This is a genomic window from Psychroserpens sp. (assembly GCF_045105015.1).
Taxonomy (GTDB): Bacteria; Bacteroidota; Bacteroidia; order Flavobacteriales; family Flavobacteriaceae; genus Psychroserpens.
Map to the genome: position 1 here is coordinate 20,285 of NZ_JBGCCX010000048.1, position 25,431 is coordinate 45,715.

The 25,431-nt window shown below is 31.0% G+C and carries 25 protein-coding genes; 2 read left to right on the forward strand and 23 right to left on the reverse strand.

Features of this window, described 5'->3' with window-relative positions; translation table 11 throughout:
* Nucleotides 1-63: 63 nt before the first annotated feature.
* Entirely contained in the window at nt 64-306 is a 243-nt protein-coding gene (locus AB8B90_RS03805) for a DUF1456 family protein (RefSeq protein ID WP_405333792.1), read from the reverse strand.
* A gap of 275 nt (nt 307-581) precedes the next feature.
* On the opposite strand from AB8B90_RS03805, the gene AB8B90_RS03810 reads away from it, so the two are divergent.
* Nucleotides 582-983, forward strand: coding sequence for a TerB family tellurite resistance protein (locus AB8B90_RS03810; RefSeq protein WP_405333795.1), 402 nt, complete (start codon nt 582-584; stop codon nt 981-983).
* A gap of 56 nt (nt 984-1,039) precedes the next feature.
* Here AB8B90_RS03810 and AB8B90_RS03815 read toward each other — a convergent pair whose 3' ends face one another.
* From AB8B90_RS03815 to AB8B90_RS03830, 4 genes are all read right to left on the reverse strand, one after another.
* Nucleotides 1,040-1,204: a hypothetical protein gene (locus AB8B90_RS03815; RefSeq protein ID WP_405333798.1), complete on the reverse strand. Its 165-nt coding sequence runs from the start codon at nt 1,202-1,204 to the stop codon at nt 1,040-1,042.
* On the reverse strand, nt 1,205-3,211 hold the full coding sequence (gene uvrB / locus AB8B90_RS03820) for an excinuclease ABC subunit UvrB (RefSeq protein WP_405333801.1): 2,007 nt from the start codon (nt 3,209-3,211) through the stop codon (nt 1,205-1,207).
* A 36-nt stretch (nt 3,212-3,247) separates the two neighbouring features.
* The gene (locus tag AB8B90_RS03825; protein ID WP_405333802.1) at nt 3,248-6,820 is read right to left on the reverse strand and encodes a T9SS type B sorting domain-containing protein; all 3,573 of its coding nucleotides are present in this window, start codon (nt 6,818-6,820) and stop codon (nt 3,248-3,250) included.
* Between the two features lie 68 nt (nt 6,821-6,888).
* A complete protein-coding gene (locus AB8B90_RS03830) occupies nt 6,889-7,896 on the reverse strand; it encodes a glycosyltransferase family 2 protein (protein ID WP_405333804.1) in 1,008 nt (335 codons plus the stop codon).
* A 94-nt stretch (nt 7,897-7,990) separates the two neighbouring features.
* Here AB8B90_RS03830 and AB8B90_RS03835 point away from each other — a divergent pair, with 94 nt between their 5' ends.
* On the forward strand, nt 7,991-9,895 hold the full coding sequence (locus tag AB8B90_RS03835; RefSeq protein WP_405333806.1) for a peptidase M61: 1,905 nt from the start codon (nt 7,991-7,993) through the stop codon (nt 9,893-9,895).
* A 56-nt stretch (nt 9,896-9,951) separates the two neighbouring features.
* On the opposite strand, the gene AB8B90_RS03840 is transcribed toward AB8B90_RS03835, so the two are convergent.
* From AB8B90_RS03840 to AB8B90_RS03925, 18 genes are all read right to left on the reverse strand, one after another.
* A complete protein-coding gene (locus tag AB8B90_RS03840; RefSeq protein ID WP_405333808.1) occupies nt 9,952-10,734 on the reverse strand; it encodes a TIGR02757 family protein in 783 nt (260 codons plus the stop codon).
* Nucleotides 10,735-10,746: 12 nt separating this feature from the next.
* Nucleotides 10,747-11,127 (reverse strand): Rid family detoxifying hydrolase, encoded by a 381-nt coding sequence (locus tag AB8B90_RS03845; protein ID WP_405333810.1) that lies wholly within the window; start codon nt 11,125-11,127, stop codon nt 10,747-10,749.
* Between the two features lie 113 nt (nt 11,128-11,240).
* Nucleotides 11,241-11,609, reverse strand: coding sequence for a glyoxalase (locus tag AB8B90_RS03850; RefSeq protein ID WP_405333812.1), 369 nt, complete (start codon nt 11,607-11,609; stop codon nt 11,241-11,243).
* A 44-nt stretch (nt 11,610-11,653) separates the two neighbouring features.
* On the reverse strand, nt 11,654-12,403 hold the full coding sequence (locus AB8B90_RS03855) for a sulfotransferase domain-containing protein (protein ID WP_405333814.1): 750 nt from the start codon (nt 12,401-12,403) through the stop codon (nt 11,654-11,656).
* A gap of 41 nt (nt 12,404-12,444) precedes the next feature.
* Nucleotides 12,445-13,443: an alpha/beta hydrolase family protein gene (locus tag AB8B90_RS03860; RefSeq protein WP_405333816.1), complete on the reverse strand. Its 999-nt coding sequence runs from the start codon at nt 13,441-13,443 to the stop codon at nt 12,445-12,447.
* A gap of 5 nt (nt 13,444-13,448) precedes the next feature.
* Nucleotides 13,449-13,958, reverse strand: a complete 510-nt coding sequence (locus tag AB8B90_RS03865; protein WP_405333818.1) for a hypothetical protein — start codon at nt 13,956-13,958, stop codon at nt 13,449-13,451.
* Between the two features lie 43 nt (nt 13,959-14,001).
* Complete coding sequence (locus AB8B90_RS03870; protein ID WP_405333820.1) at nt 14,002-14,460, reverse strand: TerB family tellurite resistance protein; 459 nt, start codon at nt 14,458-14,460, stop codon at nt 14,002-14,004.
* A gap of 440 nt (nt 14,461-14,900) precedes the next feature.
* Nucleotides 14,901-16,001: a nickel-binding protein gene (locus AB8B90_RS03875; protein WP_405333822.1), complete on the reverse strand. Its 1,101-nt coding sequence runs from the start codon at nt 15,999-16,001 to the stop codon at nt 14,901-14,903.
* Nucleotides 16,002-16,046: 45 nt separating this feature from the next.
* Nucleotides 16,047-16,424 carry a DUF4242 domain-containing protein gene (locus tag AB8B90_RS03880; protein ID WP_405333824.1) on the reverse strand — a complete coding sequence of 126 codons (378 nt, stop codon included), beginning with the start codon at nt 16,422-16,424 and terminating at the stop codon, nt 16,047-16,049.
* Nucleotides 16,425-16,597: 173 nt separating this feature from the next.
* Complete coding sequence (locus tag AB8B90_RS03885; RefSeq protein WP_405333825.1) at nt 16,598-17,071, reverse strand: hypothetical protein; 474 nt, start codon at nt 17,069-17,071, stop codon at nt 16,598-16,600.
* A 17-nt stretch (nt 17,072-17,088) separates the two neighbouring features.
* On the reverse strand, nt 17,089-17,625 hold the full coding sequence (locus tag AB8B90_RS03890) for an STM3941 family protein (protein WP_405333827.1): 537 nt from the start codon (nt 17,623-17,625) through the stop codon (nt 17,089-17,091).
* A 451-nt stretch (nt 17,626-18,076) separates the two neighbouring features.
* Entirely contained in the window at nt 18,077-19,558 is a 1,482-nt protein-coding gene (locus tag AB8B90_RS03895; protein WP_405333830.1) for a T9SS type A sorting domain-containing protein, read from the reverse strand.
* A gap of 499 nt (nt 19,559-20,057) precedes the next feature.
* A complete protein-coding gene (locus AB8B90_RS03900; RefSeq protein WP_405333833.1) occupies nt 20,058-20,786 on the reverse strand; it encodes an acetolactate decarboxylase in 729 nt (242 codons plus the stop codon).
* Nucleotides 20,787-20,932: 146 nt separating this feature from the next.
* Nucleotides 20,933-21,352 carry a cyclic nucleotide-binding/CBS domain-containing protein gene (locus tag AB8B90_RS03905; RefSeq protein WP_405333835.1) on the reverse strand — a complete coding sequence of 140 codons (420 nt, stop codon included), beginning with the start codon at nt 21,350-21,352 and terminating at the stop codon, nt 20,933-20,935.
* Between the two features lie 320 nt (nt 21,353-21,672).
* Complete coding sequence (locus tag AB8B90_RS03910; protein WP_405333837.1) at nt 21,673-22,356, reverse strand: hypothetical protein; 684 nt, start codon at nt 22,354-22,356, stop codon at nt 21,673-21,675.
* 89 nt (nt 22,357-22,445) lie between these two features.
* Nucleotides 22,446-23,681 carry a S41 family peptidase gene (locus AB8B90_RS03915; RefSeq protein WP_405333839.1) on the reverse strand — a complete coding sequence of 412 codons (1,236 nt, stop codon included), beginning with the start codon at nt 23,679-23,681 and terminating at the stop codon, nt 22,446-22,448.
* A gap of 19 nt (nt 23,682-23,700) precedes the next feature.
* Nucleotides 23,701-24,396: an MBL fold metallo-hydrolase gene (locus AB8B90_RS03920; RefSeq protein WP_405333841.1), complete on the reverse strand. Its 696-nt coding sequence runs from the start codon at nt 24,394-24,396 to the stop codon at nt 23,701-23,703.
* Nucleotides 24,397-24,427: 31 nt separating this feature from the next.
* Complete coding sequence (locus AB8B90_RS03925; RefSeq protein WP_405333843.1) at nt 24,428-25,327, reverse strand: tetratricopeptide repeat protein; 900 nt, start codon at nt 25,325-25,327, stop codon at nt 24,428-24,430.
* Nucleotides 25,328-25,431 lie beyond the last annotated feature (104 nt).

A 25,431-nucleotide genomic window follows, 5' to 3' on the forward strand; every position in this document is an offset into this window, starting at 1 on the left:
TGCAAGTTACTGCCTTATATCTAAAGATAATGTTAAGGCTTTAATTTTTGAGAGAATGATAAATTAAGACTTCTTTTTTTGAGGTTTTGGCATTGGACCACGCAAGTGAATGATTAATCCATTAAGAAAGTTTCTTAAAATTTGATCACCACACTCCATATAATTTGGGTGGTCCTCCCTTCTAAAAAAAGCATTTAATTCACTTTTGGTTATTCTAAAATCTACTAAAGCTAAAATTTTTACAATATCATCATCGCGTAGTTTATGGGCGACTCTTAATTTTTTAAATATATCGTTATTGGTCATTTTTTGAATTCAAATCAGTTAAAAACGAATGTACATAAAATTTCATGAATTCTCTATGTGTATTTCATCGATAATTATTTTTGACAAATGAAAAATCGATGAAATGCATGATTGTTTTAAGTTGCTTAAAAACAGGCGTTTACAATTTTAGATTATATGAAAGTAGGAAAAAACCGATGAAAAGCAGATTATTTTTCGATAAGCTACATGATAACAAGGTTTACAGCAAAATAAACTTATTAACTTTAAAAAACTAAAAATCATAATCCCTCGTCATGATAAATCGCGTTGAAAAATTGAGCTTGCTTTCAGAAATGATTGCCTTCGCACAAAAAGATGAAAATATAAAATCTATTGAATATAAATTCCTTTTTGGTGTCGCCAAACAGTTGGACATTTCTAAAGAAGATTTTAACTACTTAATAGAGCATCCAGTAACTTATGTTAATCTTAAATCTCATAGTGAACGTATCGTTCAGTTTCATAGATTAGTCTTATTAATGAATTTAGATCACGAAATTTCTTCAAAGGAATTAGTGAAGCTGCATAATTTTGGTTTAAGGATGGGTTTAAGTCATGAATCTATTAATAGAGTTCTTGATTTAATGGATAGCTTTCCTAATAAAGTAGTTCCACCAGATTTCTTAATTGATATTTTTAAAGTTCAGTATAATTAAAAAAGACTGAAGTAGTATTTATATACTTTGTTGTAAATAATTAACTAAGCTAAATTTTATAAAATAATTCCAACCATCAAGACAACCTTGGCTTTAAAATCTGGGATGTTATCAAAGATACATTGTTTCATTTCGTGAACATCAGTAATGGATTTCCAAATAACGTCAATTGATAAATCAAATTTTTGCTCGACTATAATTGGTGGTTCACTGATTTTCATTTATGACATTTTTACTTTTTCTAATTTTTGCTGATACCCTTTAATTTCATCACGAAGTTGCGCAGCGATAATAAAATCTAAAGCTTTAGCAGCTTGTTCCATAAGTTTACGTTTTTCTTTAATTTTCTTTTCTAATTCTGCTTTTGTTAAATATTCGCTTTCAGGTTCTGCAGCTTTAGCTGCTTCTAGTTCATAGCTATAAGTACTAACAGAGTTTTTTGACAGGGCATTATCCAAGCTTTTATTCAGTGCTTTTGGAGTAATTTTATGTTTTGTGTTATATGCAATTTGCTTTTCGCGTCTGTATTCAGTTTCATCAATTGTTTTTTGCATGCTTTTTGTGATTTTATCAGCATACATAATTGCTCTTCCGTTGAGGTTTCGCGCAGCTCTACCAACTGTTTGAGTAAGTGATCGCGTTGAACGCAGAAACCCTTCTTTATCTGCATCAATTATAGCAACTAAAGACACTTCAGGTAAATCTAAACCTTCACGTAATAGATTGACTCCTACCAAAACATCAAATAAACCTTTACGTAAATCTTGCATGATTTCTACGCGTTCGAGTGTGTCAACATCACTATGTATATAGCGACATCTTATTTGTATACGATCGAGATATTTTGTTAACTCTTCGGCCATTCTTTTGGTTAATGTGGTGACCAGAGTCCGTTCGTCTTTTTCAACACGCTGTTGAATTTCTTCAATTAAATCATCGATTTGGTTTAAGCTGGGTCTAACTTCAATAATAGGATCTAAAAGTCCAGTTGGTCTAATTACTTGCTCAACATAAATACCATCAGTTTTTTGAAGTTCGTAATCTGCAGGAGTTGCACTTACATAAATTACCTGATTCTGTAGTGCTTCAAATTCTTCAAATTTTAAAGGCCTGTTATCCATAGCAGCTGGTAACCTGAAACCATATTCCACCAGATTTTCCTTTCTACTTCGGTCACCACCATACATGGCATGAACTTGAGAAATTGTGACATGACTTTCATCAACAACCATTAAAAAGTCCTCTGGAAAATAATCTAACAAACAGAAAGGTCGTGTTCCAGGTTGTCTGCCATCTAGGTATCTTGAGTAATTTTCAATACCAGAACAATATCCCAATTCACGAATCATTTCTAAGTCAAATTCAGTGCGTTCTTTTAAGCGTTTGGCTTCTAGATGTTTTCCAATTTCCTTAAAATAATCATGCTGTTTAACCAAATCATCTTGAATTTCTCGGATAGCTCCTTGGAGTGTGTCTGGAGAAGTTACAAACATATTTGCAGGATAAATATTCAGCCTGTCGTAATGTTCTATAACTTCATTGGTTTGAATATTGAATTGCTCAATATCTTCTATTTCATCACCAAAAAAGTGAATTCGAAAGGCATCATCAGCGTAACTTGGAAATACATCTACAGTATCTCCTTTTATTCTAAAGTTTCCATGATTAAAATCGGCTTCAGTTCTAGAATATAAACTTTGGACCAGTCTGTGTAATAAATCTGTTCTTGAAATTTCCTGATCAACTTCTAATGAAATTACATTCTTTTGAAACTCCACTGGATTTCCAATACCATATAAACAGGATACTGATGCAACAACAATAACATCACGTCGACCAGATAAAAGAGATGAAGTAGTACTCAAGCGCATCTTTTCAATCTCTTCATTAATAGATAAATCTTTTTCTATATAAACACCAGATACAGGAATGTAAGCTTCTGGTTGGTAGTAATCATAATAGGATACAAAATATTCGACAGCATTTTCAGGAAAAAACTGTTTAAATTCTGAGTAGAGTTGTGCCGCTAAAGTTTTGTTATGCGCTAAAACCAAAGTTGGCTTTTGCACTTCTTGAATTACATTTGCTACAGTAAATGTTTTACCAGAACCTGTAACACCAAGTAAGGTTTGATATTTTTCATTGGTATTTAAGCCATCTACAAGCTGTTGAATGGCTCTAGGTTGATCACCTGTTGGGTTGAATTCGGATTGTACTTTGAAACGCATTTTACAAAGTTACACAAAACTTAGGTGCAAAAAGAACTATCGTTTTAATGTAAAATGACCTTTCAGTTGTTTACCAGTTTTTAAGTTAATCAGGTACCAAAAGTCATTAGATCCAAGAGCTTTTCCATTAAATGTTCCATCCCAAAAAACGGAATTACCAATGATATGTTTAAGTAGTTTACCATATCTGTCAAAAATGAAGATGTCTTTGACAATATTATTTTTGTCAATGATTTTCCAAGTGTCTTTGAAGGTGTCACCATTTGGAGTGAAATACTGTGGAATAAATAAATCTACATTGATTACAAAGGAGATTTGTTTGGTAATACATCCTCCAATTTCTCTAACATACAAAATATATGAGCCTACAGGTAAATTAGAAAATACATTACTTGTTTGAAAGTTCAAATTGGTTAGTGCGTATTCAAAATTTAGTATTTCAGTCATATTAACTGTAAGTGTTCCATTTAAGATGTCGATATTTGACTCTGAAAGGGAGAAATCTGTTGAAGTACCAATTGAAATTGTAAAGCTAGTTTCATTTGAACACGTATCTGGAGCAATCTCATTATAAATAAAGATCGTTTGTGTTGTAGAAATAACATCTCCAGCATTAAAAGTCGTTCCATTTCCTCCAGAGGCAGAGAAGTAATTTCCATTAGTTAATGTAGGGAGAATAAATTCATTGCATACAGTTTGATCAACAATCGTGTCAACTAAAGGTGTTCCTGAAATCATGATTGAAAAACTAGACTCATTAGTGCAGATATCAGGAGCAGTTCCTATTTCATTATAGATAAAAATAGTTTGTGTAGTTGTAATGATATCACCAGCATTAAACGAAGTTCCGTTTCCTCCAGAAGCAGAAAAATAGCTTCCATTTGTTAATGTAGGTAAAGTAAAATCATTGCACACATTTTGATCAGCAATCATATCAACTGAGGGTATTGTAGAAATCGTAATGATAAAACTTGTTTCATTAGAACAATTGTTAGGTGCAGATCCCACTTCATTATAAATGAAAATTGTTTGCGTTGAAGAAATTACATCACCAGCATTAAATGTCGTTCCGTTACCACCAGAGGCAGAAAAGTAGTTCCCATTAGTCAATGCAGGTAAAGTGAAATCGGAACAAACACTTTGGTCAGAAATAGTGTCAACTAGAGGTAATCCTGTAACGGTTACTGTAAAACTTGTTTCATTAGAACAGGTATCAGGCGCAGTTCCAACTTCATTATAGATAAAGATGGTTTGCGTTGTTGAAATCACATCACCAGCATTAAAAGATGTTCCGTTTCCACCAGAGGCAGAGAAATAGTTCCCGTTAGTTAATGCAGGTAAAGTGAAATCTCCACACACATTTTGATCTGTGACGGTATCGACTAAGGGTGTTGTTGAAACTGTAATAGTAAAACTGGATTCATTAGAACAGGTATCAGGCGCAGTCCCAATTTCATTAAATATAAAAATAGTCTGAGTTGAAGTGATAACATCACCAGCATTAAAAGTTGTTCCAGTACCACCAGAATTAGAAAAATAGCTTCCATTAGTTAAAGTCGGTAATGTGAAGTCTGAGCAGACACTTTCATCAGGAATAGTATCAACTAAAGGAGCTCCAGAAACAGTAATTGTAAAACTAGATTCGTTTGAACAATTATTAGGAGCAATTCCTACTTCATTGTAGATGAAAATGGTTTGAGTAGAAGTAATGACCTCACCAGCGCTAAAAGTTGTTCCGTTACCACCAGTAGCAGCGAAGTAGCTTCCATTAGTTAATGCAGGCAAAGTGAAATCAGTACATACATTTTGATCTGCAATGGTATCGACTAAAGGTGTTCCTACAATTGTTATTGTAAAACTGGATTCATTAGAACAGATATCAGGTGAAGTTCCTACTTCATTGTAAATAAAAATGGTTTGTGTTGTAGAAATGACATCGCCAACATTAAACATGGTTCCGTTACCACCAGTAGCAGCGAAGTAGCTTCCATTAGTTAATGCAGGCAAAGTGAAATCAGTACATACATTTTGATCTGCAATGGTATCTACCAATGGTGTTCCAGAAACAGTGATAGTAAAACTAGTTTCGTTGGAACAAGTATCAGGTGCAGTTCCTACTACATTGTATATAAAAATGGTCTGTGTTGTTGAAATGACATCACCAGCATTAAACATGGATCCGTTACCTCCAGAAGCAGAGAAGTAGCTTCCATTAGTTAATGTAGGCAAAGTGAAATCAGTACATACATCTTGATCAGTAATCGTATCGACCAAGGGTGTTCCAGAAACAGTAATTAAAAAACTTGTTTCACTAGAACAGATATTAGGCGGAGTCCCTAATTCATTATAAATAAATATGGTCTGTGTTGTTGAAATGACATCACCTGCACTAAACGAAGCTCCGTTTCCGCCAGAGGCAGAGAAATAGTTTCCATTTGTTAAAGGAGGTAAAGTGAAATCTGTGCAAACGTTTTGGTTAGTAATAGTATCCACTTCGGCAGAAAGTACCTGTAATTGAATTGCAATACTTAGTAAATCACAACCTGTAGCTGTTATTTCACAGTAATACTGATTGTTGTTAAAATTTAAAGGTGCATTGTTTATCGTTAAAGTCGTAGTTGTAGCACCTGAATAGTTTGCATCGTTTGAAATATTAATCCAATTCCCAGCTCCATCTAGTGTTTTCCATTGATAAGTGTATGTTCCTGTGTCTACAGAGACATTAAAACTAGTACTGCCATTTTCACAAATCGTTTGCGAAACAGGTTGTGTGATATTTGGAGTAATTGTGTCTTCAGTATGCATTCTTAAATCAGAACAATCTTCAATTTCGAAGAGTGTCCATTCATTAATATCAAATGTGGTTGAAGGTGCTACAGCATCAGAATTTCTAATAAATGTATATCCTATTTCATCATCTGTGTATATTACATCAATAACAACTGCGTTTTTAAGTAGTCTAATTTCGTCATTTTCATTAATTCCAGCAGCTAGAGTTATATTTGGGAGTAAACCACTACACGTATTTCCTGTGCTACCCATTTCTATTATAAATGTGTCAAATGGATCAATAAAACCTGCCAAGGGAATTGTATTACTTGGTGTCGCATCTCCAATGTTTCCATAGCGCTCAATTTCATAAACAGTACTTAAATCTACGATTACATTGGTAGGGTTGTAAAGTTCAAACACACCGTAACTTCCACCGTCAGAATCGTAAACCTCTGAAATGTAGATTTCATTATTACCAAAAGCATCACAATCTGGTTCTATTAGAGTGAACATTTGTGTAGAAATCCCAAAACAACCTCCAGAACTAATTAGAGCTATTTGAGTAGATGATCCTATCAAGCCATCAGGAGCGAAAACGGTTAGTTCAGTATCACTTATGATATTGAAGCTTAAATCTTCACCTTGCATTTGTACCAAAGCAACATCTAAAAAATTTGATCCAGAAATTGTTATTAAGGTGTTTTCTGGTCCTGTTGAGGGAGTGAAATTAGTAACAATAGGTGCAGGACAATATGTTTTTATATTATTTGTTGCATCAATATGATTGATTGGCAAAAAAATATATAAAATTGTAAGAATTAGAATATTAAATCTCATTGCTTTCAAGTGGGATGCAAATTAAGTAATAATTCTATGATTTTATATTATGATTAGCTTACTTTTAATTAACAAAAAAAGAAGTAATCTTTCATAACTTTCATATGGATTGATTCAAAATATGATTTAATGTTGCTTTGTTCAATCGAATTTGCAACAGTAATAATACTTTGTGGGTTTTGAAGTGTTTCTAAATGTTCAAAGTTAAATAGCTCAACATCGTAAATATGTTTGCCAATCTTTTTTGGATTGTCGCAAATCCAGATAAAATCAACTCCTTTTGTTTGTAATAGTTTTGCTATGGTTTTTCCTTTTCTTCCTGCTCCCCAAACTACAAGTTGTCTAGAAGGTTCGTAATTGAGATCTAAAAAATAATGCAGCTTAATGTCTAGAAAATGATTTTCGGCATAATTGCTATCAGTTCTCGATGCTCTTGAACTATAATCTCTCCAATAATGCAACAGCTGATTACCAGGAATACATTTGATATTATTCTTATAAAATCGAAATGTTAAGTCATAATCTTCTGGATATCGATTTGGTTGAAATGCATCTGAAGCAATTAAATCGTCTCGATGTAACATCCAACAAGGTGAGGGGATGACACACTCTTTATAAATTTCAGAATAGTTTTTGCCTTCAGAAGTAAGTTTGTTTAACCACGCTTCATATTTTGCATAACCATCACCAATACCAGTTTCACTGAAATATTTTACTTGTCCGAGCGCAATGTGTTTTGGTCCGAACTTCTGTAAGTCCTTCAGCATATATTCTATTTTATTAGGATGCATAATATCATCACTATCCATTCTGGTAATATAATTGCCTGAGCTTTTTTCAAAAGCCAAGCGTAAAGCATTAATAATTCCAATACCTGAATTTTTAAATAATTTAATCCGAGTATCTTTTTGGGCATAGTCGTTGACAATAGTGTAACTATGGTCAGAAGAATGATCATCTATGATTAATAATTCCCAATCTTTATGCGTCTGTTGAATAATAGAATCTAAACACTCTGCTAAAAAATCAGATGTGTTTTTAAAGGGTGTAAGAATGCTAACCAAAGCTTTAGACATGGTGTAAAAATACAACATCTATTTTAACAAAACCTTTACTAAATTACATGTAACCTATTGTAATTTTGTGCGACTTTAAAAAGAAAAGTTCATTATGAAACATATTATTTCAGCTGCAGCAATAAGTATTTTGCTTTTTGCATGTGGAGCATCTAAAAATGAAACTAACGATTTAGCATCTGCAAACCCTATCGTTACTGCGATTGATTTAACTCAAGTTAAAGATGATAAAGCTCCAGTAATTATAAATCCTGGTCGCTTTACTATTGATCAAGCGATTTACAGGTTACCAAGAATAATTCAAGGTAGTTATGCCGTTAATGATTTTGGAAAGTACATAGATGCTTTAAAAGCTTATGATTATGATGGTAATCTTTTACCTACTGTAAAAATTGATGATAATACTTGGCAAATTAATAATGCTAAGCAATTAGATAAGTTGGAGTATTATGTTAATGATACTTTTGAATTAGAAAAACAAGGAGGTATTGGAGAAGAAGTTCCATTTTCTCCAGGAGGAACGAATATTTCTTCAGAAAATTATGTTTTAAATTTGCATGGTTTTATCGGCTATTTTGATTCACTTAAAAATGCTCAATACACATTGGATGTGACTGCTCCAGCAAATTTTATTCGTTCTTCAGCATTACAAAACACGAATATGAAATCGAGTCCAGATGGTACTAAAATCACAACCAGTTATTTTGCGCCTCGTTATTTTGATATCACAGATAACCCAATGATGTATGGTAAGCTTGATGTTGAAGAGTTTATGGTTGGTGATATCAAAATTGTTTTGAGTGTATATTCGCCCAACAACAAGCACAAAGCTTCGACTCTTAAAGAGACTGTTTTCAAAATGATGGAAGCACAAAAATCTTATCTAGGTGATATCAATACAACTTCACGTTATGATATTTATTTATATTTAACTACAAGAGGAGAAGGACAGCCTAAAGGTTTAGGAGCCTTAGAACATCATACTTCTACTGTTGCCGTTTTATCTGAAAACAGTAGCAAAGAGCGATTAGCTAAATCTGTTACAGATGTGATTGCTCATGAATTTTTTCATATTGTAACTCCTCTTACAGTACATTCTGAAGATGTGCATTATTTTGATTATAATGAGCCAACGTTTTCTAAGCATTTATGGATGTATGAAGGAGTTACAGAGTATTTTGCTCAACACTTTCAAGCTTATGAAGGATTAGTTACAGCAGAAGATTATTATAAAGAGATTAATAAGCAAATCCGTATTTCTCAACGCTACTACGATGACCTTATGAGTTTTACTGAAATGAGTGAAAATGTTTTAGAAACACCATACAAAGAAAATTATTCCAATGTTTATCAAAAAGGCGCATTAATAGGAATGTGTATGGATATTTTACTCAGAGAAGAAAGCAACGGAAATAGAAGTATGTTGAGTTTGATGAAAGAATTATCTAATACCTACGGAATTAATAAACCTTTTGATGATGAATCGCTTTTTGAAGAAATTGTTCAAATGACATATCCTTCAATTGGTGAATTTTTAAATACTCATGTGGTTGGTAAAACGGCAATTGATTATGGTTTGTTTTTAGAAAAAGTCGGACTAATTATTAAAGATATTCAAGTTGAAACCAATTTTATACAATCTGGTTCAGGTGTGGTTTTTGGTGCAGATCCTGAAAAAGAAATACTGTTTTTTTCGGAAGCAGTTAGCGATAATACATTTTGGGCAGACAATGGAGTTCAAGCTAATGATATCATAAAGTCTGTTAATGGAACAGTTATTTCTATGCAAAATGCAAGGGCTGTTATCGGACAAATGTATGGTTGGAAAGTTGATGACAATATATCGATCACTCTAGAGCGTGATGGTAAAGAAATTATTCTAGAAACTAAATTAACACAACCTTATACAACAACGACAGAAATTGCTGAAGATGAAAATGCATCTGCAGCTCAAATTAATTTGAGAAAAACTTGGTTAAATTCACGAAGTGAATCATAATTAAGTACATATATATATTAAAAAAGCTGTTTGAATTTTTGAGCAGTTTTTTTTATTTAGAAACCCTCAAAAACTCCTAAACCAAACAAAGCAAAATCATATTTGACAGGGTCTTTTACATCTAGTTGACGAAGGGATTTGTCAAGTTCTGATAGAGCTTTCCCATCATTTTGTTTTCGTTTGAGTAATCCCAGTTTACGAGCTACATTCCCAGAATGTACATCTAGCGGACAAGAAAGAAGTGCGGGAGAAATTTGCTTCCATATTCCAAAATCAACACCATTTTGATCTTGTCTAACCATCCAACGTAAATACATATTGATGCGTTTTGCTGCTGAATTTTTTAACGGATCACTTACGTGCTTTTGCGTTCTTGGAAGGTGTTCGATTTCAAAAAACAGTTTTTTAAAGTGATGGATTGAATGCTGAAGCGACTGTTCTTTTATAGATGATAAAAATACGGCTTCTAGACCATTGTGGTTTCTGTATATATGGTTTAAACTTTTGATAAACTGAATAAAATCATAACCATTAAACGTTCGATGAACAAAAGTGCTTAATTTTTCTAAATCTGATTCTTGATGGTTTAAGATAAACTCATAAGGTGATTGGTCTAAAAGATGCATCATTTTATGAGCATTGTTAATGATGCTTTTACGATTTCCCCAAGCAATTGTTGCTGTTAAAAAACCAGCAATTTCAATGTCTTCTTTTTTAGAAAATTGATGAGGTATTTGTATGGGATCGCTTTCAATAAATCGTGGATGATTGTATTGTTCAACTTTTGAATCTAAAAATTCTTTAAGTTCTTTCTTTTTTAGTTTTATGGGTTTAGTCAAAATGCATTCGAGTTACTTTACGGCAATCATGCTAATTTCAACATTTACAAACTTTGGAAGATTAGCAACTTCAACAGTTTCACGAGCAGGAGCAGAGCTAGCTTCAAAGTATTGTGAATAGACATCATTTATTTGAGAAAAATTATGCATATCGCTTATAAATATCGATGTTTTAATGACATTTTCAAATGTCATTTCTGCTGCATTTAAAACAGCCTTTAAATTCTCCATAACTTGTTTTGTTTCAGCTTGAATAGTATCCATAATAAGCGCGCCAGTTTCTGCATCTAAGGCAATTTGCCCTGAAGTATATAAAGTGTTTCCTGATAACACAGCTTGATTGTATGGACCAATAGGAGCTGGAGCTTTTGTCGTATGTATTATTGTTTTCAAAATTGAGATATTTAATGTGAAATTAGTTGAATCTAACTAAAACAGCAAACATTGTTGATTTAATAAATGTTTTATTGACAAACAAAAATTTGTTTTTCAGAATCGTCATAAAATCATCTTTCTTTAAAGCTTCCAAAATGCCATAATATTCCGCAAGGATCATGAAGGAAAAATTGATTACCCCATTCATTAAATACGATTTCTGATAATCGTACATTATCATATTTTTCAGTCAGTTTGAGTTGTTGTATGTGTTTTAAAGTACCTTCTAGATGTTCAACTTCAAAGAAAATCATAGTATTGTCTATCCAGTCTTTTACGTAAGCATCTTGTAAATAGAATCCGAATTCTCCTATGAAAAAGTAAGATAGTTTTTTGGATATAATAATTTCTTTAAATCCTAAACTTGAATAAAAATTGCGTGACATAGTATAATCTTTTGACCCAATAAATGGTCGCATAGATTTTCCAGATATTTTCATTTTGAGTTATATTTTGTGGTTAATATTCGATAAGTTTTAGAGTTTTATTCTTTCGGATAGCCATACATATCAAGGATGTCTCCATATTTTTTAATAAATTCTTTATTCATTTCTGGAGTGAAATATGTTCTCCATTGATTTGCTTTAGGGTTTCTTATGTGTTTGTCATTTGTTTTGTTCTGTAACGAATTTCTTTTAGCAAAATACATGAGTTTTCTTTTTTCAAGACCTTCAATTTTCAGGTGGTCAACAATCTCTAAAAAGGCATGAGTTTGGTTAGAAATGATATCTTCATATTTAAATGTTTTTATTCGAGGATCATCTGTCCATTGCCTCATACTTTCTAAATGGTATTTTCTGAACTCCATTTCCATCAATAATCCATCTGATTCATTTAATTTATTTAAATAATCAGCAAAAGAATCTCCAGAAGGAATATTTGTTGGCACATGACCATTAATTGCTGACCAGTATTGTTCTGTTGGATCTTTAAATCGAAACCAAGGTTCGGCACCTCTTTTATGATAAAAATAGCCAGATACAATAAGATCACGAGGATCTCTAATAAATCTACTCAAGCGGAAATCGCCATTTATTTTTTCAATATTTGGTGCGAAATTATTAATTGAACAAAGATAATATTGGTTCATCGTATTGTAAAATAACCCTTGTATACTCTCAAAATGTTCGTATTGTTTTTTTCTTGAAAAGGATAATGTATTTAGTGCAGTATTAGCTGTTCTAAAGAAATACATAGTAAGACATTTGTGGAAAGAAGCATGTATTCTTATCATCACCTTTTGTTTTTTTTAAAGGTAAGATTTTTAATTGAAGTTTATTCTTCAAGTAGTTTGTCTAATGCAAATTCTGTGAGCATTTCGTGATTGCCTTCAAATATAATTAGGCTTAAATTTCTGAATTGCTTTTTTAAATAAATTTTTCTACCTGCAATGTTTCCGTATTCTCCAAGTGGCTCTCGTTTTTCTAGAAGTTTTGATTTTTCGGAATTTGACACATATTTTAAACTATCTGTTAAAGACATATCTCTCAATAACTTATTGTAAAAATTTATTGAATGTGTAATGGGAACACTGCCTTGAATTCCATCATATACACCTGCATAAATTGTTAGTTTAGAATGTTCTAATTTTTCTATTGGAGTATGCCAGTATAATGGTGATTTCAGCTTTGCTTTTTCAATGTCTAATGTGGTTTCAGAACCTAGACAATCAAGTATGTTTTTGGCGTATTTATTATCTTTTAATTTATTTTCTTCATACCAAGCAATTAAGTCGGTCATTGATGCCCAAGCGGAATATTTTTTTATGTTATGCTTGGATTTCATAAAAGCGCTTAGTGTTGCATAACCACCACCACTTTTCCCAATAACATATATATTGTTTGTGTCCACATTGAAGTTGTTAATCGCATATGTAATTGCATCATCAATGTCTGTTAAAGCTAATTCGCTACTACAAGCATTTACAGTGTTATTAGCACCTCGAAAATTTGGATGGATATAATTTAGATCTTTCAATTTACAAAGTTCTGCTAGATCGTCTTTCTGTTTATAATCTCCACTCCAAGTATGTAAACTTACAACTAGTGGTTTTCTCTCAATTGAATTTGATTTATAGACATAGGATTTCTGAATACTATTATCTTTACTTGATTTAATTTCTGCAATTTCAAATTCTTTACTCCATTGAGAATTGCTATCTTGTATTTTAAATAAAGACCAGGATTTTTGATTTTTTGCAATAAAAATAGCGAGTGCTATACCTAAAAGTAAAACTAGAATAGTGGTTATTAATTTAAAAAATCTAGTTTTCATTTTATTTAATGAAATTCGATGCCAACTTGAGTTAGATTCCCATCTTTAAATCCAACAATAATGATGTCTTTTTCTTTTTTAGGATTGGTCATGCAAATTTCAGGCATAATACATTTAATATCAACTATTTTAATGTCTGATAATATAGCGTTTTTTGAGTCTTTATCAAATTTTACATTATCGATTTCGAATTTCCCTGTAAATGTTGTTTCTGGAAAATTTTTATCGCCATCCCAATTAAAATTAGCGCCAATAAACAATAGATTATTGTTGACAAAATGTATGGATATCCCTAGATCTGGATAGTGATAATTTACTTTTCCAGTGACATGTTCTTTATAGATAACAGGTTCTCCTAAGATTGATTTTATGGTTTCTAAATTTGTATCCTTATCAAGTTTTTGCTCATTTAAAAACACTTCTTTTTCATGAGAATAAATAATTTCAACGTCTTTTTGAGCTAAACCAATGTTTATTGAGAATATGGTGATTAGTAGAACGATACTTTTTTTCATATTGATTGTTTTAAATGTTTGTTTAAGTTGGCAGTTAGATTTTTTAATCAACTATTACCACATTTCCTCTGTTTCTAATTAGCATTACCTGTGTTATTTTTTCAGCTAATTCGCTGTCGATTCTCATTCTGTCGGCTATTAATTCTATGACTTTTTCTTCATCTTTTTCAAGAATACCATCTGCTAATACGATTTCAATTGCCATTGAAAATAAGGTGTCTTTATCCCCTTTGTTAACAAATTCAGTACAAGCTTCAACCAAACCAATACCACCAATTTTTAATTTCGCTTCCGAAACTGAATCATAGAGAGGAGAGATGTCTATTCCCGAAAATTTTTGTTTATGTACAATCATTCTTGAAAGCGAATCAATTTCGACATCGCTGACTCTGCCATCAGATGACATGCATGAATATAATATTCCAATCCAAGCTTCTAAATCTGATTGCGGTTTATAAATGATGTCTTTAGTTTTTTTAATAAATTGGTCAAACAGCCCCATTCTTTTGTTTTTATAGTTTTGTTAAAAATATAATATTTACTTTAATTTTTGTTTGATTTTGAAATTAATAGTGACAAAAGATGCGTAATAACTTATGTGATTTGTAATAGGTTTTATACAGCTGCTTTATTTAAAGTAGAATGGTGTCCATGAACAATTCTCCATCCACTTTTTGTTTTTAGAAATTGGTGATGACATTTGTTCATTGATAATAGCTAAATCTTCTCCAAATTTTAATACTTCTGTAACAGAACAAAAAACACCTCGTTCAAATTTTTCGTTTTCTTCTCCACCATTTCTAACTTCACCATTCTTAAACTCTGTAACTTTGAGCTAAAAGTGTGAAAAGAAATCAGTTTATCAAATATGTATTTATAAGATAAGAGTATTATTCATTCAAGTTGTATGAATCAACAATTCTGAATTTTGATAATTTTAAGTTATACCAATTTCAATTTAATATAATTTGACGGTAAAATTCCATAAGTATTTTGAAAGCATTTAGAAAAATAAGTTGGACTACTAAACCCAGTTTGATATGCAATTTCAGAGATGTTTGATTCTTGTTTGTCTAATAATTCAATTGCTTTGTTTAGCCTATAATTTTTTAAAAAACTATTTGGAGACATACCAATTAATGACATCATAGTTCTGTATAGTTTTGATTTACTATATCCAAGATTTTTATAAAAATCAGTAACGTTAATATTTGAATGTGACCATACTTTTTCAGTATACTCTATTAATTGCATTACAAATTCTTGCTCTTGAGAATTAAATACATTAAACTGATTGCTAGAATCTATTTCGATTTGACGATTTTCACTTTCATATAAGTCTTTAACTTCCTTTGTTATAGTAACTTTTCCATTAGATATATGAGATAAATAACTTGCATTTTTTATGGTATCTTCGAAAATATTTTTTTTGTTGGTTACAGGTATACCAGCGCTAATGCCAATTTGAAATTGTAAATCTGGAGTAATTACACAATTATGTATTTCTTTAATTTCAATAGCACTTTTTATTGCATTTGTAACTGAATCAAAGGACATTAAGTAGGTGTTTGATTTTTCTTTGACAATGCGTCCTTTTTGTTTGCTAATTATATTAGTAATTGATTTATTATAGCCTCGAACAGCTGCACTTAAAGTTTCATAGCCATCTTTTCTTAAGCTTTTCTTTTTGATGTTAAAAACCATTAAAGTCTTAAAAGCAGGATCATTAATAATATTAAGTTTAGTGTTTTGTGATTTTTCTGGGTCTACAATTCTGCCTAAAAAGGATTCTACTATTGTATCGTTAACTTCAATTATTCGTTGAGGAACAGCGCCGTGTGCTTTTTCATGTAAATCTATAATTGCTTGTTTGTTGGGAGCTTCTATTAAGCAAAATGCTGTTTGTCTTCTTTCATCACACCAATAAGTTAATCCACGACAATTGTATTTATGTTCAATTTTTAAATCTGCCTGATGCATTTCAGCAACATGTGCTGCTGTTACTCCATCAGGCAAATCATGAAAATCCATATATATTGGCATAATCTATTTTTTTGTAAGATAATAATTTAAGATACAACTAACTTTCTATTGTTCTGCAGTAGCAGGACTAATAGTAGTTGTGACTTCACTAATTGAATTTGCGGGGAAGTTTCCTTTTTGAGCATGTTCTTCGATTAGTTGTTTGTTATTTGCTTTATAAACACAATAAACTTTATCACCAGTAACATAGCTATGTTGCCATTCAATTACTGAACCCATTTCTTTAAGGACTGAGCATGACGTTTGTGAAATTCCTTTAAGTTGTTCTGATGTTAAGTCTCCAGCTCCTGGAATAACTCTTTCAATTACATAAGTTTTCATAGGTTCATTGTTTTTAATTGTTGGTTGATTTTCTTTTTGTTGTGCTTGTGAAAAATTGAAAGTAAAGACAATTAGAACTAAAGCTAATTTGAGAGTTTTCATAATAAACGGTTTTAATGATTAATACTTCAAAACTAAAACAGTTCATAATCAATCAATTATGCTTTTAGTCCAAAAAATCACAATTTTGATTCAATATCTTTTTTGACTTGCAGATAATGTTATAGAAAATTCAGAAGTAATTGTTTGCACAGGCTGGAGAGACCTGTTTTAATTTATATTATTAAAAATATTAGATCTGCTATCAACAGCACCTGAATTATAAAAACTAATATGTCTATTTCCTTTTTATATCGAAAAGCCACAAAAATCAAAATAATAGCTAGTAAAGGAAGAATGAGTCCTGATACTATTCTCAATGAATAAAAAGATTTATTTTCAGAGGAAAGTAATCTATACCAGTTAATTTCCTTAAATATTAGTGAAATGGAGTATTCAATGTTTTTATTTACTGGTTCTAAATTTGCAAAATCTTCTGTTACTAAAAATTCATGTTCACTAGTGATTACTTTATATGAATAATGGTAGTTATTTGCAGCATTGTAATAATCCTGACGCTCCTTTTTTATAGTGATGATTTCATCATTTATTACTCTTCCCGGAACAGTAAAATCAACTAAGATTACAAGTGCAATAAAAGTAAATATTGCATATAACGATATGCGTAAATTATGTTGATTTATATTCATCTTTTTAAAAGATAGTTTTAATTATTGTTGACATTTTCATTTAATTTAATTTCAATAACTTTAATTAATTCATCAAAATTGCACTCCAATGAATTTGATGATATACTTAAGGGTGTTTTGAATTTTTTCTCATTCATTTTCATCCAAAATCGTTTAAAACTATTTGCTCTATTGATATAATCTTTAGGATTTCTTACATGGATTAAAAGGAATTTTGTGCTATTCACCTGAATAATATCAAATCCTTTGATATCTTTCCATTTAATTAGTTGGCCACTTACAGCACTTGAATTGTCTAGAATCCCTATCGAATTAATTGTTAATCCAGGTTTGAAATCAAATAGTTTAGTTATACCAAAGATACCAGTCATTCCAAAAAAAGCGATAGTGATTAAACTAATAACTTGTGCTAAAATTGTATGAAACGTTATCTTAAAACCAACAGATTTTCCAATCCAAATTCCTAGAAAAACAAATACAATTGATCCAAGTGTCAAAAGAAATATTTTAGACTTACTAAGTTTAATTATGTGTTGTTTTGAATTAGGATTCATTTGATATTACCAAATATTATTGTTTACAATTACCATTTAGTATATCTGTAATTGTTGGATTAAATATATAAAAACCAACTAAATATTTTATCGAATTATCATTTTCAGTTTCAGTATTCTTGCTACAACCCATTAAAATAATTCATGAGGCAAGAATAGGTTTGATTTTTTTATTACTGATTTTAAATTTAGTGATAATTAAGCTAACAAATGAATTAAAAAAAACGATAAGCTAAATAAAAATGGGCAACTAAAACGTCATTTCTTTTATCACGTTTTAATTGCCCATTACATTTGTTTAAATAGCGTTACATTAAACTTGTTGTTAGTAAATCAGATTAATTTACTAGTTAAGGCATTTAATGTTATCCAAAATTCACTGGACTTAGTTTGGCTGATAAACCTTAAAATTTAATGCTTTATCAATAAGTCGTTGTTAAGTTTCTGTTTTTTAATTTTTTATAATTTTTTTGACACCTTTTCCTTTATTGGTTTCGACTTCTAAAAAATAGATACCTGAGGACAAGCTACTTACGTTTATATATGGTTTTTTGCTTTGTAGTACTAATTGCCCACTATAATTATAAATATTTGCTTTTTTAAATTCTAAATAAGGTGACAATTCTAATTGTAACTGGTTGTTTACTGGATTCGGATATGCGGTAAAGTTTTTGCTTATTTCGTTAGCTTCTAAACTTAATAAAGCAGACAAATCAAAAACACGTACATGTCCTGAAACAGTACCATTTCCTCCATTATAAGGCGCACCAACAGCTACCGAACTTCCATCAGCAGATAAGCTCACACTTAATCCAAACCCATCACCAGCTGCTTCACCATCTATATCAATTCCCATTTGAGTCCAAACACCTGAAATATTTTCAAAGACACGCACATGACCAGAATCAGTACCATTTCCATCATTCTCATAAGAACCTATAGCGACAACGCTTCCATCAGAAGAAATACTGACACTCCATCCGAAACGATCGTAAGCTGATTCGCCATCAATATCTGCACCTATTTGAGTCCATACACCTGAGATATTTTCGTAAATACGTACTTGACCAGAATTATTGCCATTGCCATTATTTTCAACAGCTCCAATAGCTACAAAATTTCCATCAGCGGATAAGCTTACAGAAAAACCTGATAAATCTCCTACTGCTTCACCATTAATATCAGCGCCTATTTGTGTCCAAACACCTGATATGTTTTCATAAACGCGAACATGACCTGAATGGCTGCCATTTCCTTGATTTAAACGTGCGCCAATTGCGACAACATTTCCATCTGATGATAAACTCACTTCTCCAACACTTCCTGAATTATCATTAGCCGCTTCACCATTGATATCAGTACCTATTTGTGTCCATACACCAGAGATGTTTTGATAAACTCTAACATGACCAGAATTACTGCCATTTTCGTCATTTAATGGTGCGCAAATAGCTACGATGATGCCATCAGATGAAATGCTAACACTTGATCCAAAACGATCATCTGCTGCTTCTCCGTCAATATCACTACCTATTTGCGTCCAAACGCTTGAGATGTTTTGGTATACGCGTACATGGCCTGAATTCATGCCATTACCATCATTTAAAGGCGCTCCAATGGCTACAGTACTTCCGTCGGCTGATAAACTTACACTTTGCCCTGAACGATCATCTGCTACTTCACCATCTATGTCTACACCTATTTGCGTCCAAACACCATACATTTTACCATATATACGGATGTGACCTGAATTATTACCGTTATCATCATTTAAAGGCGCTCCAACGGCTAGCGCGTTCCCATTCGCAGAAAAACTTACACTGTATCCGAAATAATCACTTGCAGCTTCACTATCAATATCAATACCTATTTGAGTTTGTGAATAAAAAGTCATGGTACTTAATAGCGCTAAATAAAATAGATTTTTTTTCATAATATGTTGATTTAAAGGTTTTGTTTTATTATTAATTGCATCATTGACTTCACGTTCAATTTTAGTTTCAGCTTTCTTTTTTAGTTTTTTTTAAATTTGTGCATTAGAGTCTAGGGGAGAGATTATTAGCATACATAATGTCAATAATAGTTCAAATAGAAATTTAGATACGAGTGAATTTTTCATTACACATGGTGTTTGTGTGTGTTATTTTCTTACAAACAAAAGTAAATGTATATCCACTTTTATAAAATGACGCTCATCAGTTTTAGGAGATTATTAATTAATTTTTGAATACATCCTTAATATCATTTATGAAGTCATGAAATGGAGAAATATAGTGTCAGATTCGAAAGGAATATAATTCCGAAAAAGACATTTTTTTTTAGAGTTTAAGTGTGGAGTATCTAGCAACAAAAGTCAGCTCTGACAGAACGGAATCTATAGTTTTTTTCTATTGTTTTTAACCTGTGTTAAGCAAGTAATAAACAGGTAATCATTATTTTTGGATGTTAGGTAATTTTAGAATCATCCCTTTTTCAAGCTTTAAGCCATCAACATGTCCAGCTAATTGGTTATCAACTGTTTTTAAGTGTATGTGCATATTGGTTGTGTGATGAGTGAAGATTGCATGATGAGAATCAGAATAGAATCCTAACATTTCAACCTGCCTATTTTTTAGCCTTCCGTTAAGTCCTGAATTGATGTGTTTTTCATGAGAATGTTCTGTGTCTCCATCTTTCCAATTGATTACGTGCCAATCTATATGCTTTGGTTTTCCTTCGAGTAAAAAAGGAAACGGTTCATCAACTTTCATTTGATTATTTATAGCTGTTTTATATATGTAGAGTTCTAATTCTTTATATGTGATAATATTTTCAGGAATTTTAAATGTTTTCCATTTACTAATAGAAGCATAAACTAAAAGCGTTGCGTTTTTGTCAAAAGAATTATCAAAAGTCACTGAACTGTCAACAATCATTGTATTGTAAGGTTTACTATCAAAAATTTGAATTTCACCTTTTAAATTTTGAATCGCTCCAAGGGCATAAAAGTGTTCAATAGTTTCAAATTTTTTTAATTCCACTTTTGAAGAAATATCTCCTTTGTGCATTATGTTTTTTAATGCACCACTATATTCAACTTTGAAATTAGTTGGTTCTTTGTTTTCTGTATTACATGATGTAATTGAAATTACTAATAGAAGTAATAAGAGGTGTTTTATCATCTTTTTTGTGTTCGTATACACTTATTATTTACTTAAAACTAATCTAGACAAAGAAACTAGTTACAAGGAAATCAGTTGGAATTTTCCATATACTTAGAAATTGACTAATGTTGTGTGCACGTTGTTACATGTAGTTTGTATTGTATTTAATCCCTAGTGTTGTCCTTTTTTGAGGGTGTTGGTGGGTTTTTCATAACAAAACGATGGTCTTCAACTAATTTTAAAAGATCATGAGCACTCAGTACACCAACAATTTTTTGTTCGTCAGATACTACAAGGTGATTAATATTGTGATTACGCATCATACGAGCAGCAATATTTACATTTGAATAGGCAGGAATAGTATATACTTTGGTTGTCATTACTTTACTAATTGGTGTGGCTTCAGAAAAATCATCTAATAAATCTGTCGCAGTAATAATACCTTTAATTTCCATATCATTATCAATTACTGGAACTGATTTTATTTTGTTTTTTGTCATAATAGATTGCGCATGTCCAATTGTTTTATGAGGCATTGTTGTTATGACAGATTTTACCATCAGATCTTTTACTTTAATATTCATGTTTTAGGATTTAGTCTATATTATTTAATTGAAGTTATTCCAATAAGGATTTTATGTTTGAACTTGTCTAGCGCTTAAGCTAAAGATATAAAAATTTGACAATTCTTAGTTTCTGTGTTTTTTAATTTCACTTAAATTATTCGAGGATAGTTCATACTAATTTTAAGCCGAAGCTCACTTTTGAGGAATTATGAGCCAGTTTACAATAGATAAAAAATCCGACAAAACTTTTTGTTAGTTTAAAGTTATGAATTTTAAATTAAGTTTAAATGAATGCTAGAAATATACTTATTGTTGTGCTTATGATTTTCTCAATTAGATTATTCTCTATCTTCTGGCAGTGGTGAAATCATTATGTGAGCCCTATGTGTTCCAGGATTCATAATCCATGGATGATTTACAGCAATTGGTTTCTCGGGAAGCCCAGTAGATTGAGAAGTTGCAAATGGTAAATAGACTACGTAACGGTATTGTGCTCCAGCAACATTAAAAGTATTAGGGCTATACAATTCACCAGCTCCATAATAGATGTGAAGTGTAGATCCAGGTTTTCCCATTTGCAGCTTGCCTGATTTCACCTCAACTTCTCGGATATCAAAGATTTCTCTTGAAGTTTTTCCTTCGGCTTTAAGCTCTCGTCCTCTAGCCATAAAAGGCTCTAGGTCCTTGTGATAGCATGCTGCACTAAATCCAGGTTTATTTAGATCATCAGCTAGAACAATGAATTCATTGTCTCCTTCTCTGAGTGTCACAAATTCACCATCAATATTATAGCCTATAACTTTACATTTTGCTCTACTTTCTTCAGGAGCAGCCATCAACGCTGTTGCAATTAAGGCTTCATTTGTTTGAATAGCAACTAATTGCTCGTTAGCAACTTTTGATGAACTATCCGTTACAGTTTCTGTGGTGGCGAAGTTTTTATTATGATCTTTTGTTTTGTCTGAAGAATTACAAGACATCAAAATTCCTGCAATAATAAAAATAGTAATAATTCGTTTCATATTGTCTAAATTTTTGTGAATAATTTTATCATCGGTTAATCTAAAAAAGTCTGATGTGTTTGAATTTGGTTAATTACAAATTATTAATTCTAGTTGTTTTTTGATATGTAATTATCTAATTGCATTATCCAATCACTGTCAAAACTAAGAGTTACATCTGGTTCAATTCCTTGGGATTCAAATTTAAGGTAACTTGAATGCTTTTTTGAAGTAAGAACGGCTTTAAAATTGCCACAAGGAAAAGTATAATTACTATTCTTTATTTCATAGGCAAGCATTCCATTAGTTTTAGAACCAAATATTTTACAGTTTTCTAACTTACTCAGTTTATAAGTAAACTGCTCTGCGTTACTTACAGTTCTATGATTAATTAAAACATAAATCTTGTTTTTTTTAGCATAGTCTTTTAATATTTTAAATAGAATATTAGAGTTTCGGTCACCACCACCACCATTATTTCTTAGGTCAATAATTAACTTACTGGTATTTAAATTTCCTTCAAGAGATTTATAAAATTTTTCAGCTTCAGATAATGTTGGATTCCAAGAATTAAAACTTCCTATTCTTAGGTATGTGATTTTATCTGAAAGTTCCTCACGATAATAGGTGTCTTCTGATAATGTTTTTGTAGAATAATTTGTTTGAGTAATATCTTTTTGAAAGCCCATATAATAGAAGAATCCATTTTTCACCCTTTCAGTGTATGCTATTAACCTTTTAGATGCTATGCTTCCTCCAATATTTAATAGGTAATCATTACCAAATGGTATTAAGTTATACATGATTTCTCCAACTTGCCAAACAGGAGATTCGGAATCGAGAATAATGGCTTTGTATCGACTTTTATCTTTACTTCTGTAGACGCCTATTGTCATATGATTTTCTCTTTTATAAATACCTTCGATATCTATTTTGTTTTTAGTGTTCAATATTGCTTTTAGACTATCTAAGTCAATATTTGGTTTAGGATAGGTGTTATAAAGTTGAGATTTTTTAAACTGATTCAACATTTCAGGATTTGAAATGATTTCCTCTGTAGCTCCCATGTTAACGCCATAAACTTTACTATGATTATCGTTTAAAGAAATTAACAGTTCATTTAGTAATAATTGACATTCGAAAATAGTAGTAATAGAAGTTACTTTTTTTAAGCTTTTTGAATATGAAGAATTATAAGCCTTTTTATTACTCTTATAAGCTGGTGTTTTTTTTATTTTACTGTCTAAAAATATTAAGTCAGTTTCACAGCTACAATCCTTATTTTGAGAATAAATATTAGTGATTAAACTTGTTAAAAACAATAGCATTAGCGAGCTTTTTTTCATTTATTTTTTTTTATTTGGTTTATAATTTAATAGTGATTTTTTCTCCTTGTACTACCATTGGTTTGATATTTTCTATATCATCGTAATTCTTTTTTGCACTTGGAATTTGAACAGTCGCCAGATGATATAGACCAAACATTTTAGTATCAATTTTTATTTCATTTTCTTTTGCATCTAAGAAAATCCAATAAGGAACAAAAGCCCAATCAATATTTTTGATAGTTCCGATAGTTTTCGCACTTTCTGTATCTCCAGATAAATAGATTTTTTTATTGTGCCACGTTATTAAATATGAATAGTGTTTAGAAGACCATTTATGTTTTGTTTTAAATACTTGAATACTAAAATCTGGAATTATCTTTTCAAGATTTTTTAATTTTTCAATATTCCATGAACCGTATTTTTTGCCACCTTTTTCATTAATGACTTTTTTGATGTTTTTATCAGAATAGTGATCAGAGTGTTTGTGAGTAAAAATAAAAATTGAATTCTCTTTAATGTTTTCTAATTCAGATTGGTCGAATTCCATATAACCATGTGCTCCAGATTTATATGGAAAATCTGTATATATGTTAGTTTTTCCATCAGTTAAATACAATCCGCAATTTCCCAAAAATTCAATTTTAATTTCTTTGGATTGAGATAGGCCAAAAGTTGTAATTAAGCATAAAGTCAGAGTTAAAATTATTGTTCTAAATGATCTTTTAATATGCATTGTATTATGGTTAATCTGATTATTTATTTATTTATTTATTTTCCGCAATTATTGTTTCAGCGTTTTTATTTTCTGGATTTAGTTCTAATGATTTTTTGTATGCTATAATTCCTTCTTCTTTCTTTCCAAGAACTAAAAGGCATTCACCTAAACTATCCCAAGTATTAAAACCATTGCGATATAATTCTGTATTGAGTTTAAAAATTTTTAACGCCTCTTCGTTTTTATCTTGTCTCATTAAATTATAGCCAAAACTATTAATTCCATTTTCTGAAATATCATATTCAGGATCATTTTTATTTTCAGATTTAATGATTTTTATAATTTCATCTGTAGATTTTCCTAAATCTAAAAGTTCAGATAATTTTTTTTGATTCATTCGCTTAACTTTTACTTTTTGTTCAGCTAAAGTCTCTACTCCATATTCAATTCGTTCGGCATCAGAAATCTTTGTTGTGTCCATTTTTCCGATTTGCCAAGGTTCGTCTTTTCCATATTTTTGATATTGAGTTCCATAAATTTGAGGTTCATCTTTGCTTAATAAATATCGGTCGATCGCAGCAGCAAGAAGCCATTTGCTGGCCGAAGAATCTAATTCAATAGATTTACGCATTAATTTAACTGCCATTCCATAAGCAACAGAATCTCCACCATGTTGAAAAATCATAGCAGCATTATGATAGTCTTTTGAAGTTTTTACTTTGTTAGAATCTAAGAGTTGATAAATTCTTACTTCTCTAAGGCTATCTCTTTTTGAAACAATGCTCCAATCGATATTATCTACGTTTCTATCGGCTTGATCATTTTTATAAATTTCAATAAGTTCGATATTGTCTATTAGTGGTTTTTCAGAGATTGTTTTGGTGTATTCTTTTTTTTGTTGACATGAAACAAATCCAAAGATTACAATGATTAAAAGTATGTTTTTCATTTGAGTAGCTTTTAATAAAGGGTAAGATATGCTTTGTACAAAATTCAGCCGAATATTTTTGTGCTTGTAAGAGCAATTTACGCTGAAAATCCCACTAGGTGAAA

Excerpts from the sequence above, each read along its gene's own strand:
- AB8B90_RS03805 (WP_405333792.1), bottom strand. The coding sequence starts at position 306 with ATGACCAATAACGATATATTTAAAAAATTAAGAGTCGCCCATAAACTA.
- AB8B90_RS03810 (WP_405333795.1), top strand. The coding sequence starts at position 582 with ATGATAAATCGCGTTGAAAAATTGAGCTTGCTTTCAGAAATGATTGCC.
- AB8B90_RS03815 (WP_405333798.1), bottom strand. The coding sequence starts at position 1,204 with ATGAAAATCAGTGAACCACCAATTATAGTCGAGCAAAAATTTGATTTA.
- uvrB (WP_405333801.1), bottom strand. The coding sequence starts at position 3,211 with ATGCGTTTCAAAGTACAATCCGAATTCAACCCAACAGGTGATCAACCT.
- AB8B90_RS03825 (WP_405333802.1), bottom strand. The coding sequence starts at position 6,820 with ATGAGATTTAATATTCTAATTCTTACAATTTTATATATTTTTTTGCCA.
- AB8B90_RS03830 (WP_405333804.1), bottom strand. The coding sequence starts at position 7,896 with ATGTCTAAAGCTTTGGTTAGCATTCTTACACCCTTTAAAAACACATCT.
- AB8B90_RS03835 (WP_405333806.1), top strand. The coding sequence starts at position 7,991 with ATGAAACATATTATTTCAGCTGCAGCAATAAGTATTTTGCTTTTTGCA.
- AB8B90_RS03850 (WP_405333812.1), bottom strand. The coding sequence starts at position 11,609 with ATGAAAATATCTGGAAAATCTATGCGACCATTTATTGGGTCAAAAGAT.
- AB8B90_RS03855 (WP_405333814.1), bottom strand. The coding sequence starts at position 12,403 with ATGATAAGAATACATGCTTCTTTCCACAAATGTCTTACTATGTATTTC.
- AB8B90_RS03860 (WP_405333816.1), bottom strand. The coding sequence starts at position 13,443 with ATGAAAACTAGATTTTTTAAATTAATAACCACTATTCTAGTTTTACTT.
- AB8B90_RS03865 (WP_405333818.1), bottom strand. The coding sequence starts at position 13,958 with ATGAAAAAAAGTATCGTTCTACTAATCACCATATTCTCAATAAACATT.
- AB8B90_RS03870 (WP_405333820.1), bottom strand. The coding sequence starts at position 14,460 with ATGGGGCTGTTTGACCAATTTATTAAAAAAACTAAAGACATCATTTAT.
- AB8B90_RS03875 (WP_405333822.1), bottom strand. The coding sequence starts at position 16,001 with ATGCCAATATATATGGATTTTCATGATTTGCCTGATGGAGTAACAGCA.
- AB8B90_RS03880 (WP_405333824.1), bottom strand. The coding sequence starts at position 16,424 with ATGAAAACTCTCAAATTAGCTTTAGTTCTAATTGTCTTTACTTTCAAT.
- AB8B90_RS03885 (WP_405333825.1), bottom strand. The coding sequence starts at position 17,071 with ATGAATATAAATCAACATAATTTACGCATATCGTTATATGCAATATTT.
- AB8B90_RS03890 (WP_405333827.1), bottom strand. The coding sequence starts at position 17,625 with ATGAATCCTAATTCAAAACAACACATAATTAAACTTAGTAAGTCTAAA.
- AB8B90_RS03895 (WP_405333830.1), bottom strand. The coding sequence starts at position 19,558 with ATGAAAAAAAATCTATTTTATTTAGCGCTATTAAGTACCATGACTTTT.
- AB8B90_RS03900 (WP_405333833.1), bottom strand. The coding sequence starts at position 20,786 with ATGATAAAACACCTCTTATTACTTCTATTAGTAATTTCAATTACATCA.
- AB8B90_RS03905 (WP_405333835.1), bottom strand. The coding sequence starts at position 21,352 with ATGAATATTAAAGTAAAAGATCTGATGGTAAAATCTGTCATAACAACA.
- AB8B90_RS03910 (WP_405333837.1), bottom strand. The coding sequence starts at position 22,356 with ATGAAACGAATTATTACTATTTTTATTATTGCAGGAATTTTGATGTCT.
- AB8B90_RS03915 (WP_405333839.1), bottom strand. The coding sequence starts at position 23,681 with ATGAAAAAAAGCTCGCTAATGCTATTGTTTTTAACAAGTTTAATCACT.
- AB8B90_RS03920 (WP_405333841.1), bottom strand. The coding sequence starts at position 24,396 with ATGCATATTAAAAGATCATTTAGAACAATAATTTTAACTCTGACTTTA.
- AB8B90_RS03925 (WP_405333843.1), bottom strand. The coding sequence starts at position 25,327 with ATGAAAAACATACTTTTAATCATTGTAATCTTTGGATTTGTTTCATGT.